General features: G+C 64.8%; 13 protein-coding genes. 9 read left to right on the top strand and 4 right to left on the bottom strand.

Features of this window, described 5'->3' with window-relative positions:
• Positions 1-160 precede the first annotated feature (160 nt).
• From H292_RS0109215 to H292_RS0109205, 3 genes are read left to right on the top strand one after another with little or no spacing between them, the layout of a single operon-like run.
• The gene (locus H292_RS0109215; protein WP_019663497.1) at positions 161-1378 is read left to right on the top strand and encodes an iron-containing alcohol dehydrogenase; all 1218 of its coding nucleotides are present in this window, start codon (positions 161-163) and stop codon (positions 1376-1378) included.
• A complete protein-coding gene (locus tag H292_RS0109210; protein WP_019663498.1) occupies positions 1375-2712 on the top strand; it encodes a MadS family sensor histidine kinase in 1338 nt (445 codons plus the stop codon). The genes H292_RS0109215 and H292_RS0109210 overlap by 4 nt, the downstream gene beginning before the upstream one ends.
• Positions 2713-2718: 6 nt before the next feature.
• Positions 2719-3369: a MadR family response regulator transcription factor gene (locus H292_RS0109205; protein WP_026347503.1), complete on the top strand. Its 651-nt coding sequence runs from the start codon at positions 2719-2721 to the stop codon at positions 3367-3369.
• On the opposite strand, the gene mftM is transcribed toward H292_RS0109205, so the two are convergent.
• Together mftM and mftR are read right to left on the bottom strand one after the other, a co-directional pair.
• A complete protein-coding gene (mftM, locus tag H292_RS0109200) occupies positions 3362-4195 on the bottom strand; it encodes a mycofactocin oligosaccharide methyltransferase MftM (RefSeq protein ID WP_020111192.1) in 834 nt (277 codons plus the stop codon). The two genes, H292_RS0109205 and mftM, sit on opposite strands and share 8 nt — an antisense overlap.
• Positions 4196-4207: 12 nt before the next feature.
• Positions 4208-4837: a mycofactocin system transcriptional regulator gene (gene mftR, locus H292_RS0109195; protein ID WP_019663501.1), complete on the bottom strand. Its 630-nt coding sequence runs from the start codon at positions 4835-4837 to the stop codon at positions 4208-4210.
• Positions 4838-4952: 115 nt separating this feature from the next.
• On the opposite strand from mftR, the gene mftA reads away from it, so the two are divergent.
• From mftA to mftD (H292_RS0109170), 5 genes are read left to right on the top strand one after another with little or no spacing between them, the layout of a single operon-like run.
• Positions 4953-5066 (top strand): mycofactocin precursor MftA, encoded by a 114-nt coding sequence (gene mftA / locus H292_RS27845; protein ID WP_019663502.1) that lies wholly within the window; start codon positions 4953-4955, stop codon positions 5064-5066.
• 1 nt (position 5067) lies between these two features.
• Complete coding sequence (gene mftB, locus H292_RS0109185) at positions 5068-5358, top strand: mycofactocin biosynthesis chaperone MftB (RefSeq protein WP_020111191.1); 291 nt, start codon at positions 5068-5070, stop codon at positions 5356-5358.
• A gap of 56 nt (positions 5359-5414) precedes the next feature.
• Positions 5415-6647, top strand: a complete 1233-nt coding sequence (mftC, locus tag H292_RS0109180; RefSeq protein ID WP_026347504.1) for a mycofactocin radical SAM maturase — start codon at positions 5415-5417, stop codon at positions 6645-6647.
• 13 nt (positions 6648-6660) lie between these two features.
• On the top strand, positions 6661-7839 hold the full coding sequence (gene mftD, locus H292_RS0109175) for a pre-mycofactocin synthase MftD (protein ID WP_020111190.1): 1179 nt from the start codon (positions 6661-6663) through the stop codon (positions 7837-7839).
• A 6-nt stretch (positions 7840-7845) separates the two neighbouring features.
• Positions 7846-9003: a pre-mycofactocin synthase MftD gene (gene mftD, locus H292_RS0109170; RefSeq protein ID WP_019663506.1), complete on the top strand. Its 1158-nt coding sequence runs from the start codon at positions 7846-7848 to the stop codon at positions 9001-9003.
• On the opposite strand, the gene H292_RS0109165 is transcribed toward mftD (H292_RS0109170), so the two are convergent.
• Positions 8987-9733: an IclR family transcriptional regulator gene (locus H292_RS0109165; protein WP_019663507.1), complete on the bottom strand. Its 747-nt coding sequence runs from the start codon at positions 9731-9733 to the stop codon at positions 8987-8989. The genes mftD (H292_RS0109170) and H292_RS0109165 overlap by 17 nt on opposite strands.
• Positions 9733-11256, bottom strand: coding sequence for an APC family permease (locus tag H292_RS0109160; protein ID WP_019663508.1), 1524 nt, complete (start codon positions 11254-11256; stop codon positions 9733-9735). The genes H292_RS0109165 and H292_RS0109160 overlap by 1 nt, the downstream gene beginning before the upstream one ends.
• A 259-nt stretch (positions 11257-11515) precedes the next feature.
• Here H292_RS0109160 and H292_RS0109155 point away from each other — a divergent pair, with 259 nt between their 5' ends.
• A complete protein-coding gene (locus tag H292_RS0109155; protein ID WP_020111189.1) occupies positions 11516-13093 on the top strand; it encodes a flavin monoamine oxidase family protein in 1578 nt (525 codons plus the stop codon).
• The last annotated feature ends 21 nt before the right edge of the window (positions 13094-13114 follow it).

Here is a 13114-nt window from a genome sequence, read left to right as displayed (position 1 = left end):
GTGCCGCGGTGGCGACGGCGGCCGCGTTCGCGGCCGCCGTACCTACCCGATCGGGCAGGCACCCACCTGGACGTCGGCTGGTGGGGATGCCTGGCGTGGAGCTGTAACCTTGATCACACGGTAGGGGGATACTCCGCTACCGGAACGTACAGGGGCCCCGATGATCGAGACTGCCGAGACCGGACAGGCGCTGCACGATCTGCACTCGCACCGCAGTTCGGTCGAGGCGCCACGCGTGCTCAAATTCCATGCGCCGGAGATAGTGTTCGGCCAGGATTCGCTCGGCGAAGTTGCGCACGCAGCTCTGCGCCTCGGGGCGCAGCGCCCGCTGGTCGTGACCGACGCGGGCCTCATCGACACAGGCTGGGTCGCACAGCTCGGTCATCACCTCGAAGCACAGGGCCTGTCCCCGACGTCGTGGAGCGGGCTGACCCCCAACCCCAAGGATGTCGAGATCGAGGCGGGCCACGAGATCTATCAGGAATCGGGCTGCGACGTCATCGTCGCCATCGGCGGGGGGTCGGTGATGGACGCTGCCAAGGGCATCGCGGTCCTGGCCGGCAACGGCGGCTCGATACTGGACTACGAGGGAGTCGACCGCGCGACGCGGCCGATTCCGCCGCTCGTGATGGTGCCGACGACGTCCGGGACCGGGGCCGACGTGTCGCAGTTCTGCATCGTCACCGACACCACCCGCTCGACCAAGATCACCATCCTCGGGCGCGCACTCGTCCCGGACATCACCGTCATCGATCCTCGGTTGCTCACCACGATGCCGGAATGGCTCAACGCTGCAACGGGTCTCGACGCGCTCACTCACGGGATCGAAGCGTTCGTCTCGCTCGGCCACAACCAGCTCACCGATCACCACGCGCTTCGTGCCGTGACGATGGTGACCTCGCACCTTGCGCAGACGATGGACGTACCGACCGACATGACGGCGCGAACCTCCATGGCGCAGGCAAGCCTCGAGGCGGGCCTGGCCTTCACCAACGCAATTCTCGGTGCCACGCACGCGATGAGTCATCAGGTCGGGGGACTGCTCGACCTGCCCCACGGGGTCATCAACGGTGTGTTGCTGCCTCACGTCATTCGATTCAACGCCGCAGCCGACCCGCTGCCCTACGTGGCAATCGCGACCAGCCTCGGGCTGCCGGAGGGTCGTGGACCGGCCGAGGAAGCAGCGCTTGCCGTCGCCGCACGGGTCGAAGAGCTGGCACGCCAGGTCGGAGTTCCGAAGGGGCTCGCCGAGATCGGCGTCAGCGACGCCGACATCGAGGTCCTCGCCACCAACGCGCTGCGCGACGCATGCATGTCCACCAATCCCCGCCACGCGTCCCACGAGGAGATGGCGGCGTTGTTCAGGACCGCACTGTGACCGCCCAGCAGCCGGACCTGTCGCTACTGACTGGGCTGCGGTCGGGGAAGAGCACGTTCTATCCGCAGTATCGGGGCGCCGCCGAGCGGCTCGAACGCGTCGTACACGCACTCGAACTGATCTCCAGGGCGTTGGTGCGTACGGTCGACGGGCCGGAGACGCTGATCTGCGCGGTCGCCGAAGCCGCGCGGGCGCATCTGAGTGCACAGTGGGTGGTTTTCGCCCTCGCCGACGGCGCACTGCCGGACGCCGGACCCCGACGTCTGGTCCTCGGGCCGGACGCCACGCCGTTCCTGGTCGACAACGTCGTCGGTCCTCCCTTACCGGACGACGTCGTGGAGTGCCTGGAGTCGATCCGGCTGGCGAGGATCGGCGACGGACGGGAGCCACAGATCGAATCCCACCACGCCTTCGTTCCGATCGCGCTGGACGGCGGTGTGGTCGGAGCGTTCGCTGCATGGACCTCGACGCATCGAGTGCTCGACGCGACCGACTCCGCCGTCCTCAGCATTCTGGCCAGTCAAACCGCTGTGGCGCTGCAGAACTCCGCTCTGTACCAGAGCAGGCGAGTCCTGCTCGAACGTGCGGAGAGTGCCTACTCCGAAGCACACCGCACCGCCGCGGATCTCGCTGTCCGCAACGCCGAACTCGAAGCCACCCAGCGGCAGTTGGGCGCTGCGCATCGTCACCAGGTACTCGACGAGGAACGCCACCGAATCGCACGCGAGTTGCACGACAGCGTGACCCAAGCAGTGCTGTCCGCGGGCATGCAGATCGAGGTGTGCCTCGGCGACATCCCAGCCGGCGAGCGGGCCGAAAGACTGGATCTGGCCAAGGATCTCACCCGACGTGCCGTCGAGCAGCTGCGGTCGGCCATCTACGCGCTCAATCACGCGCAGGACGCGGATCGCACATCTCTGCCCGAGATGCTCGAACAACTGTCGGTGGTGCATATGCCCGACGAGCTACAGGTCTCGCTTCGCGTGGAGGGAACGCCGGTGGAATTGGGCAGCGACTGCGAACACGATCTGCTGCGGATCGCTGGAGAAGCGTTGTTCAACACTGCCGTTCACGCGGGCGCGCACCGAGCCGTCATCCGGCTCGCCTACCGCGAGGGTGGCGTCTCGCTCTCGATCGCCGACGACGGCACCGGTGACCCCGCGCATCTACGCCTGATGCAGCGGCTGGCGGAGAACAACGATGTCGACGGCCGGCACCGCGGACTCGCGAACATGGCAGCACGAGCACGTGAGCACGGCGGTGTTCTCGAAATCCGCCGGGCCCGAATCGGAGGTGTGCGCATCTCGGTACGCATTCCTTCTCGAGGAGAGTGAGCAATCATGACAGTATCGACGACAGTGGTCAGAATCGTGCTGGTCGACGATCACGCCATCCTCCGTGACGGACTCAGATCCGTCCTCGAACGTGAAGCGGACCTGTCCGTCGTCGGTGAAGCGTCGTCGCGAGCGGAAGGCCTCGCCGTCGTCGAACGCGTGAAACCGGACATCGTGCTCATGGACCTCAAGCTTTCGGCGAGTACCGATTACGAGGGCTTGGCTCTGTGTGCGCAGCTGTCCGGTGCGCACCCGACCATCGGTTTGTTGGTGTTGACGACGTTCCTCGACGACCGACTCGTGGTGGAGGCCGTGCACGCGGGGGCGCGCGGATACGTCGTCAAGGACGTCGACACCACCGAGTTGGTTCGAGCGATTCGGGCCGTGTCTCGTGGTGAGAGTGCTTTCGACTCGCGCAGTGCGTCAGCGGTCATCCGATCGCTCAACGGTCAGGGATCTGCCGTGGAGCGTCTCACCGACCGTGAACTGGAAGTGCTACGCCTACTGGCAACAGGGTTGTCCAACAACAGCATCGGCACCCGTTTGTTCATCTCCGCGACGACGGTCAAGTTCCACGTCAGCAACATCATGCGCAAGCTCGGGGTGAGCCGGCGGGCGGAAGCCGTCTATGCGGCAAGCAAGCAAGGTCTCATCTGATCGACACCACCCGTGCATCGGCGGGCGTGGTGTCGAGAACCAGCCAGCCGCCGTGGAATTCGTCCACCTCGTAGGGCAGGGTTGTGCTCAGCCCCAACGCCGTCAGTGCGGCAGCGTCGAACGTCCTGACGTGTCCGTGGCAGGCTGTTGCCTCGGCCTCGAACGGGACCGCGATCACGACGCGTCGGCGGGCGATTCGGATGGCCTCGGCGACGATTCGTCCGCCCAGTTCCTCGTCCACGTGCTCGAGCAGATGAAGCGCAGTGACGGTGTCCGCGCTGTTCGGCGCTACCGGAATCCCCGACGCGTCGCAGGTGAGAACGTCGAGCGTGGCGCCCAGGTGCGGGGCGACGGTGCGCAGCAGAGTCATCGTCCCGGCGGACAGGTCCGTGGCGGTGACGTCGACGCCGTCGAGGGCGAGCCGGAGCGGGAAGAAGCCGAAGCAGGATCCGAGATCCAGAACTGACCCCGTGACAAGGGTCTCGGCACGTGCATGAACAGGCGCGAATTCGGCTGCACCCGAGAGGAGGTCGTCGAGCGAGTTTCGATAGTAGGTCGTCCACGCCTGCAGTGGATCGGCCACCGTGGTCAGTACCAGCCCCACCATGACGAGTTCGAACTCGCGCTGCGACAGAGTCAGATCCGTGATGCGGTGCACCAGACTCTCGCCGATGTGCGTGGACGTCAACGCGTGCTCGACGCGCAGTGGCGCGGAGCACCGCACCTCGACTGCGCCAGGCGGGAGGGACTCGGAGTATTCGACGGTCACGCTGTCGTGAGTCCATCGCCTCTGGTGGGCTGGGGCCAGAGCGTCGAGTTCGGTCATGTCGGATCTTTCCTAGGGGGTGCGCGGGCTCGGTGCGCCGGCATCGGCGTCGAGACCTCCGTACAGGGTGCGAGCGCCATCGGAGAGCAACGAAGCGAGGTCCAACTCGTCGTCCGTCAACCACTGCTCGTACGCCGAGATTGCCACACCGAGGACCATCCAGCCAACGGTTCGCGGAAAATGGTCGGTGGGCTCGGAATCGGTTCGGGCCGCCACGTATTGGGCGATCACCTCACGCCACCCCTCGTACATCAGCATCGAATAGCCCTGCAGTGCTGGATTGCGGAGGATGAGTTCCATTCGCTGGCGATGAACGGGCGTCTCGTCGTCGGGAAAAGTATTGAACTTCAGGAGTGCCGACCGAATGCCGTCGGCGAGCGAAATGTCGTCGGGAAGCGAATCGAGCAGGCTGCGTAACGCCGTCAACTGCTCGTCGAAATCACCCCACGGCACCGCGTTCTTGGATGCGAAATATCGGAAGAACGTACGACGGGCGATCCCCGCGGCGTCGGCGATGTCGTCGACGCTCGTGGTGTCGAAACCGTTCTTGGCGAACAGTTCGATCGCGATATCGCTGATCTGCCCCCGCGTCGTGGACGGGCGACGACCTACCCGGCTGGACGGTTTCTTGCGACTGACCACTTTTTTCTCTCCGATAGGTGTCTTTGTGCACTCGATGCCATTATGGTGGTGAACCAAGTCACTGTCACCGATGACTGTGACCCATCCGATAAGTCTCGCCGATGGAGGTACACCGATGTCTCAGAACCCGAAGACCGATGTGACGAACGCAGCCGTGGTCGAATCCGACCTGATCGAAGAATCGCTGGTGGAAGAAGTGTCCATCGACGGCATGTGCGGCGTCTACTGACATGTCGGCACCCGTGAAGGCACTCCCAGCCGTGGACCTCGACGCTCGGTGGGCTCTTCACCCGCAGGTGGCGCTGCGCCCCGAATCCTTCGGGGCGCTGCTCTACCACTTCGGGACACGGAAGCTCTCCTTTCTGAAGAATCGCACGATCGTAGCGATCGTCGAATCCTTCCCGCAGCATCCGGACATGAAGTCTGCGATCTCCGCAGCCGGAATCGACCAGTCAGCCCGCGCGCCGTACGTCAGAGCGCTTGCCACTCTGGCCGATTCGAAGATGATCACCAAGCTCTGACGCCCGAACCAGCCCTTCGGGCGCCGGACACCCCTCAACTCCAAGAGGACAGCGAAATGACCTCCATGCTCGAAAGACCGGCACCACCACCCGCGGTGGGCAAGCTGGTCGACCAATTCGAACTCGGCCTCGACGCGCCGATCTGCCTGACCTGGGAACTGACCTATGCCTGCAACCTCTCCTGCGTGCATTGCCTGTCGTCCTCGGGTCGACGAGATCCCCGTGAACTGAGCACCGAACAGTGCAAATCGATCATCGACGAGCTGCAGAAAATGCAGGTGTTCTACGTCAACATCGGTGGTGGTGAGCCGACGGTTCGATCCGACTTCTGGGAGCTCGTCGACTATGCGACGGCCCATCAGGTCGGTGTGAAGTTCTCGACCAACGGAGTCAAGATCGACAAGGACGTGGCTGCTCGTCTGGCTGCCTCCGACTACGTCGACGTACAGATCTCGATCGACGGTGCCACCGCCGAGGTCAACGATGCGGTACGCGGACCCGGTTCGTTCGACATGGCCTGCCGTGCACTGGAGAACCTGCGTGAAGCCGGGTTCGAGGACGCCAAGATCTCCGTCGTCGTCACTCGCCACAACGTGAGTCAGCTCGACGACTTCAAAGCGCTTGCCGACAAGTACGGTGCGACACTGCGTATCACGCGACTTCGGCCCTCGGGACGCGGAGCCGACGTCTGGGACGATCTGCATCCGACGGCGGGACAGCAGCGCGAGCTGTACAACTGGCTCGTCGCCAACGGCGAAGGTGTGCTCACCGGAGACTCCTTCTTTCACCTGTCCGCGTTCGGTGACGCACTGCCCGGTTTGAATCTGTGCGGCGCCGGCCGTGTCGTCTGCTTGATCGACCCGATCGGAGACGTCTACGCCTGCCCCTTCGCCATCCACGAGCAGTTCCTCGCCGGCAACATCGTCCGTGATGCGAAAGACGGTATGGGCGGGTTCCAATCCGTCTGGCAGACATCGGAGTTGTTCCAGGAACTGCGGTCGCCGCAAACGTCGGGGGCGTGCACCAAGTGCTCGTTCTTCGACTCGTGCCGCGGCGGTTGCATGGCTGCGAAATTCTTCACCGGCCTCCCCATGGACGGTCCGGATCCCGAATGCGTCATCGGTAACGGCGAACTCGCGTTGGCTGCGGCGGGGGAGATCCCCAAGTCCAGCGTCGATCATTCTCGGTCCGGTGAACGTAAGACACCCCGCAAATCGGTTCCGCTCACGTTGATGATGCGGCCCCCGGCAAAGATCTGCGACGAGAATCCCCTCGCAGGAATGGAATAGGAAGAAATCAGTCATGGCCAAGAGTGCGTGGTTCGAAACCGTTGCCGAGGCGCAGCGGCGTGCCAAGAAGCGTCTACCCAAGTCCGTGTACGCCGCCCTGGTGGCGGGCTCGGAACGGGGTATCACCGTCGACGACAACACCGCGGCGTTCGGCGAGCTCGGTTTCGCGCCCCACGTGGCAGGTCTGTCGGACAAGCGTGACCTGGCGACGACAGTCATGGGGCAGCCACTCTCCTTCCCGGTCATGATCTCGCCGACGGGTGTGCAGGCGGTGCACCCCGACGGCGAGGTCGCCGTGGCCAGGGCGGCGGCGGCACGCGGAATTCCGATCGGCCTGTCCTCGTTCGCGAGCAAGTCCGTGGAGGAAGTCACGGCGGCCAACCCGCAGACGTTCTTCCAGATGTACTGGGTCGGTTCGCGAGAAGTGCTGCTGCAGCGCATGGAACGTGCACGCGCAGCGGGCGCGGTGGGTCTGATCATGACGCTCGACTGGTCGTTCTCCAACGGTCGCGACTGGGGTAGCCCGTCGATTCCGGAGAAGATGGACCTGAAGGCGATGTGGCAGTTCGCGCCGGAGGGCATCACCCGCCCGAAGTGGCTGTGGGAGTTCGCGAAGACCGGGAAGATTCCCGATCTGACCACCCCGAATCTCACCCCGCCCGACGGTGGTGCGGCGCCGACGTTCTTCGGTGCCTACGGCGAATGGATGGGTACCCCACTTCCGACGTGGGAGGACGTCGCCTGGCTGCGCGAGCAGTGGGGTGGTCCGTTCATGCTGAAGGGAGTCATGCGCGTCGACGACGCCAAGAAGGCCGTGGACGCGGGGGTCAGCGCGATCTCCGTGTCGAACCACGGCGGAAACAACCTCGATGGAACCCCGGCACCGATCCGAGCGTTGCCCGCAATCGCCGATGCCGTCGGCGACCAGATCGAGATCACCCTCGACGGTGGAATCAGGAGGGGGAGCGACGTCGTCAAGGCCCTCGCCCTCGGCGCCAAGGCTGTGTTGATCGGCCGAGGTTACCTGTGGGGTCTGGCCGCCAACGGCCAGGCCGGTGTGGAGAATGTTCTCGACATCCTGCGCGGTGGTGTCGATTCGGCAGTTCTCGGTCTCGGTCATTCTTCGGTGCACGACCTGTCGCCGTCGGATGTCGTGATGCCGCTCGGATTCGACCGGAAGCTCGGCGTCTGACCGAGAGTGTCCAACGACAAGGAGTGGTTCGAGACTGTCGCGGAGGCACAGCGGCGCGCGAAGAAGCGGCTTCCCCGATCCGTGTATTCGGCGTTGCTGGCCGGTTCCGAAGAGGGCATCACGGTCGCGGACAACACGGCTGCATTCGCCGAATTGGGATTTGCACCCCGAGTCGCGGGATTGTCCGATGCACGCGATCTGTCGACGACGTTGATGGGTCAGCCGATGTCGTTCCCGGTCGTGATCTCGCCGACGGGTGTGCAGGCGGTACATCCGGACGGTGAAGTCGCGGTGGCCAGAGCTGCTGCCGCGCAGGGTGTTCCGATGGGGTTGTCGTTGTTCGCGAGCAAGTCCATCGAGGACGTCGTCGCGGCGAACCCGCAGACGTTCTTCCAACTGCACTGGGTGGGGTCGAGGGACTTCCTGTCTCACCTGGTCGAACGAGCGCGTGCAGCGGGCGCGGTCGGGCTGATACTGACGATGGACTGGTCGTTCTCGGAGGGCAGGGACTGGGGGAGCCCGGCCATTCCGGAGCGGGTCGATCTACGCACCATGGCTCGGTTCGCGCCGGAGGCCGTCTTGCATCCTCGGTGGCTGGGACAGTGGGTGCGCTCGGGGGCGATCCCTGATCTGACGGCTCCGAATCTGACCCCTCCCGGCGGCGCTCCACCGACGTTCTTCGGCGCGTACCGCGAGTGGACGAGGACACCGCTCCCGACGTGGGAGGACATTGCGTGGCTGCGTGAGCAGTGGGGTGGACCGTTCATGCTCAAGGGAATCGCACGCGTCGACGACGCGGAGCGAGCCGTCGACATCGGTTGCACGGCGCTGTCGGTGTCCAACCACGGCGGAAACAACCTCGACGGAACACCTGCGTCGATCCGCCTGCTGCCCAGCATCGTCGACGCTGTGGGGGAGCGGGTCGAGATCACCCTCGACGGTGGGGTCCGCCGGGGCAGCGACGTCGCGAAAGCCGTCGCCCTCGGTGCACGCGCGGTGTTGATCGGTCGTGCGTACCTGTGGGGGCTGGCGGCCGCAGGTCAGCCGGGGGTCGAGAACGTTCTCGACATTCTGCGCGGAGGCCTCGACTCCGCGGTCCTCGGCCTCGGGTGTTCCTCGGTGCAGGACCTGTCACCGTCGGACATCGTCACCCGCACAGGGTGATCTGGCTCGCACTGGATCTCAGGAGGTCGAGCAGCTCGGGATCCTCCGGATCGAGCCGTCCGGTGCGGCCGATCACGGCGATGCACCCGGAGACCCCACCCGTGTCGTCGCGGACCGGCACCGCCACGGCGGACCTGCCCATCTTGATCTCGTCGCGTTCCGTGGCGACGTCGGTGGCACGGATTCGACTGAGCTCGATCGCGAGGTCCGCGAGGTCGACGATGGTGTGGGATGTGAACTTACGCAGATCCGCCAACGAGTTTCCGTCGGCCCGATTGGCCAACAACAATTTTCCGATCGCCGACGCGTGCACGTGTGTCGTCAGGGCCGTCTCGCCGGTGAGCTCGTGGTCCGGGTCCCGATCGAGAAGCCGGATGCGGTCGCCGGCGTACGTCGCCAGATAGACCCCGAAGCGGGTCCGACCTCGTACCGTGTCGATCACCTGTGAATAGTCCACCTCCGTCGACGGTGCGGCTCCGGCGAGCTCCCGCGTTCGACGACCCAGAGCGAAGCCCGACAGATCGTCGATCCGTACGAGAAAGCCGTCGGCCACCAGGATGTTGAGCAATCGGTACGCCGTTGCCGGCGGCGTCGACGTCGCGTGGGCGATTTCCTTGGCCGTCGCACCCGAACCGAGACGGGCAACGGCTTCGAGCAGCGCAAGTGCCTTCTGGACTGCGCGGGGTTCGTGTCCTCCGAGCTCGTGGGTTCGTGCGGTGCGAAGAGCCATCAGCGCGATTCGGACGCAGGAGATTTCACCAGGGCAACGGCTCCGCGCGAATTCTCACCGTACGTCACCGCTCCGGGCAGTACGTCGTGACTTTCCGCGCTGTCGAAGACGCCGACGGCGTCGAGCGACCGGGGCCGTCTGTGGTGGAGAACCGCGCGCCACGCCAGTCCGGACGCGCCGAGCAGACCGAGCATGACGAGCAGCGTGATGTTCTGCTGCACACCGACCGTGAACAGAAGATTCGCGAGAATCGCCGTGCCGGAGGCACATGCCAGCACTCCGGCGCACACGACGGGTGTCGTCAGCTCGCCGATGCGTCGCAGGAACGCCACTGCAGCTACGGAGGCGACGGCGTATCCGACGATGACGGCCGCACGGGCGAGCAAGCGAACGTCGTCCAGGAACCGGAAGTTGTCGAAGATCGGGATGCCGGCGGCGATCGCGAGCAGCGAACCGAGCCCGACGACGAGTCCGACGACGATCCAGAGAGCAACGTGCGGGGTTCGGAACACTCGGTGCACGCGGGCGACTCGGCGCGTGACCACGTTCTCGACGCCCATCGTGTACAGCAGGCGCGACGCCGCATTCGACGATGCCATGGCCGAGGCCAACCACGAGAAACTCAGGCCGAGATTCAATGCCACGACGAGCCACGCGTCGATACCCGTCGACGTCCCGTGCTGGTAGGCATCGACAAGCACGCCGCCGCGGCCGGACCAGACAGCCCACGCGGCGAACGTGAACAGCGCACCGCAGATGATCGGGGTGAGGAGGACGGTTCTGGTGACGTTGACGAGAGGCCGCTTCGCCTCCGGGGCGAAGAAGGTGGCGCTCTCGAAACCGGCCAACGAGAACATGGCGCCGAGCGCGACGATCATGAGTCCGTTCGGCGCCCCGGACGGTTCGATCTCGACCGGGCCGCTGCTGGGAAACACGAGAAGGGCGGTTATGAACAGCAGCGAGCAGACTTCCACTACGAGGATGGCCGTCGCGGCGAATCTGACTCCGCGGAGCAGACATCCGAGCATCGCCGCTGCGATCACACCGTGCACCGCGGCGATACCCAGGATTCCGCCGGTGGGCACGCCCAGCTCGTGCAGAACCGTTCGGACGGCCTGTCCTCCGAAGTACAGGGTCATTGCGCCACTCGCGCAGTATTTGCACAGCATCGCTGCGCCCACGGTCAGTGCGCCCCTCGGTCCCGACCCCTTGACCGCGAAGCTGTACAGACCTCCGGACGAGGAGAACCTCCGGGTGAACTGGGAGACACAGAAGGCGATCAACGACACCACGATCGTCGCCGCCAGTATCGTCAGAACACCGGCGAGCATGGTCTCGTGGGTGAGCATCGTGAGCGGCAGAATCACCATCGATGCGGCGGGCGCCGTCGTGGCCACCGACTGCGCGAACACTTCGACTCCCGACAGCTGCCGACGGCCGAGGGCGCGCAACGGTGACAGTGCAGGGCGCTCGGGCTCCCGCGCTGCGAAGGACGCGGTGATGGCGTGTTCCAGTGCAGACATGATGGCCGAAAAATAGCCGTGAATTGTTGCGCCCCGATTTCGTGAATGCTTCACCTGTTCGCACGCGAGTGATAAGCCTCGGCGAATCCGCTACCGCTTCTCACTGCATCTGTCGCAAGACGTTTCCTGCGCTACGCATTCCGGAATTGTGTGCGTTCCACGATTGCCCTGACTCGAAACCAGTGATTTCGACGGCCAGGGCTACCTGGGGTGGGCAGAAGGAGTGGAAGAGCACATGGGAGTTACACGGAGATCGTTCATGCGGGGACTCGGAGTCACCGGCGGTGCGGGTCTCGCTTACGGAGCGATGTCGACGCTGGGGTTGGCGCCCTCGGCGGCAGCAGCCCCCTCACGATTCCAGGCACCGGCGATGGCCGATCTGATCGGGCGAGTCGACGGCAGCCCCACCGTGGTGGTGCTGGGCGGTGGGCCCGCGGGACTGTGCGCCACGTACGAGTTGCAGAAGGCCGGGTACTCCGTGACCGTCCTCGAGGCTCGGCAGCGTCCGGGTGGACGCGTGTGGTCGATCCGAGGCGGAGCGGAGGAAACGGATCTCAACGGAGAAACGCAGAAGTGCACCTTCTCCGAGGGGCACTTCTACAACATCGGAGCAACCCGAATTCCGCAGAGCCACATCACGATGGACTACTGCAGGGAACTCGGCGTCGAACTCCAGACATTCGGAAACCAGAATGCCAACACCGTAGTCAACTACAAGAGCGACACGTCTCTGAATCAGAAGTCCGTGTCCTACCGTGCAGCGAAAGCCGACACCTACGGGTACATGTCGGAGTTGCTGCAGAAGGCCGCGAGCCGCGGTGCCCTCGACGACGTGCTCACCGCGGACGACAAGGACGCCCTGTCGGAGTTTCTCTCCGATTTCGGAGACCTGTCCGACGACGGAAGATACGTAGGCTCGTCGCGGCGCGGGTACTCCTCGGAACCGGGCGCCGGCCTGGACTTCGGTACCGAGACCGAGCCGTTCGGCATGTCGGAAGTCATCCGCAGCGGCATCGGGCGTAACTTCAGTTTCGAGTTCGGGTACGACCAGGCCATGCTGATGTTCACCCCCGTGGGAGGCATGGACCGCATCTACTACGCGTTCGCCGAGTCCATCGGCGAGGACAACATCGTCTACGGCGCCGAAGTCACGTCCATGAAGAACACCTCCGGTGGCGCGACGGTCGACTACGTGAAGGACGGATCCGCACAGTCGATCTCGGCGGACTACGTGATCTGCACGATTCCCCCGAACCTCATCGGGAGGCTGGACACCAACCTCCCTGCGGACGTACTCGCCGCCAATCTCGCGGCGAAGGCGTCGTCGTCGGGCAAGCTGGGCATCGAGTACTCGCGTCGGTGGTGGGAGACCGACGAGCGGATCTACGGCGGTGCCAGCAACACCGATCTGGACATCTCGCAGATCATGTTCCCCTACGACCACTACAACTCCGATCGCGGCGTGGTCGTCGGCTACTACAACTCCGGCAAACGGCACGTGGCATTCGAATCGCTCACGCACAAACAGCGTCTGGCGAAAGCTCTCGCCGAAGGCTCGCTGCTCCACGGTGAGAAGTACACCAAGGACATCTCCAGTTCGTTCTCGGGAAGTTGGCGCCGAACCAAGTATTCCGAGAGCGCGTGGGCGAACTGGGCAGGGTCGGGCGGATCGCACGGCGGCACGGCCACGGCCGAGTACGAGTTGCTGTTGAAGCCGGTCGATCGCATCTACTTCGCCGGGGACCACCTGTCCAATGCCATCGCGTGGCAGCACGGCGCCTTCACCTCCGCACGCGACGTCGTCACTGCGCTCCACGAGCGCGTCGTCGCGTCCTGACCTCTCACTTCCACGAAAGGA

The organism is Rhodococcus sp. 114MFTsu3.1 (assembly GCF_000383555.1).
Classification (GTDB): Bacteria; Actinomycetota; Actinomycetes; order Mycobacteriales; family Mycobacteriaceae; genus Rhodococcoides; species Rhodococcoides fascians_E.
This window is presented reverse-complemented; position numbering and strand designations above follow the sequence as displayed.

Excerpts from the sequence above, each read along its gene's own strand:
- H292_RS0109215 (WP_019663497.1), top strand. The coding sequence starts at position 161 with ATGATCGAGACTGCCGAGACCGGACAGGCGCTGCACGATCTGCACTCG.
- H292_RS0109205 (WP_026347503.1), top strand. The coding sequence starts at position 2,719 with ATGACAGTATCGACGACAGTGGTCAGAATCGTGCTGGTCGACGATCAC.
- mftM (WP_020111192.1), bottom strand. The coding sequence starts at position 4,195 with ATGACCGAACTCGACGCTCTGGCCCCAGCCCACCAGAGGCGATGGACT.
- mftA (WP_019663502.1), top strand. The coding sequence starts at position 4,953 with ATGTCTCAGAACCCGAAGACCGATGTGACGAACGCAGCCGTGGTCGAA.
- mftB (WP_020111191.1), top strand. The coding sequence starts at position 5,068 with ATGTCGGCACCCGTGAAGGCACTCCCAGCCGTGGACCTCGACGCTCGG.
- mftC (WP_026347504.1), top strand. The coding sequence starts at position 5,415 with ATGACCTCCATGCTCGAAAGACCGGCACCACCACCCGCGGTGGGCAAG.
- mftD (WP_020111190.1), top strand. The coding sequence starts at position 6,661 with ATGGCCAAGAGTGCGTGGTTCGAAACCGTTGCCGAGGCGCAGCGGCGT.
- H292_RS0109165 (WP_019663507.1), bottom strand. The coding sequence starts at position 9,733 with ATGGCTCTTCGCACCGCACGAACCCACGAGCTCGGAGGACACGAACCC.
- H292_RS0109160 (WP_019663508.1), bottom strand. The coding sequence starts at position 11,256 with ATGTCTGCACTGGAACACGCCATCACCGCGTCCTTCGCAGCGCGGGAG.
- H292_RS0109155 (WP_020111189.1), top strand. The coding sequence starts at position 11,516 with ATGCGGGGACTCGGAGTCACCGGCGGTGCGGGTCTCGCTTACGGAGCG.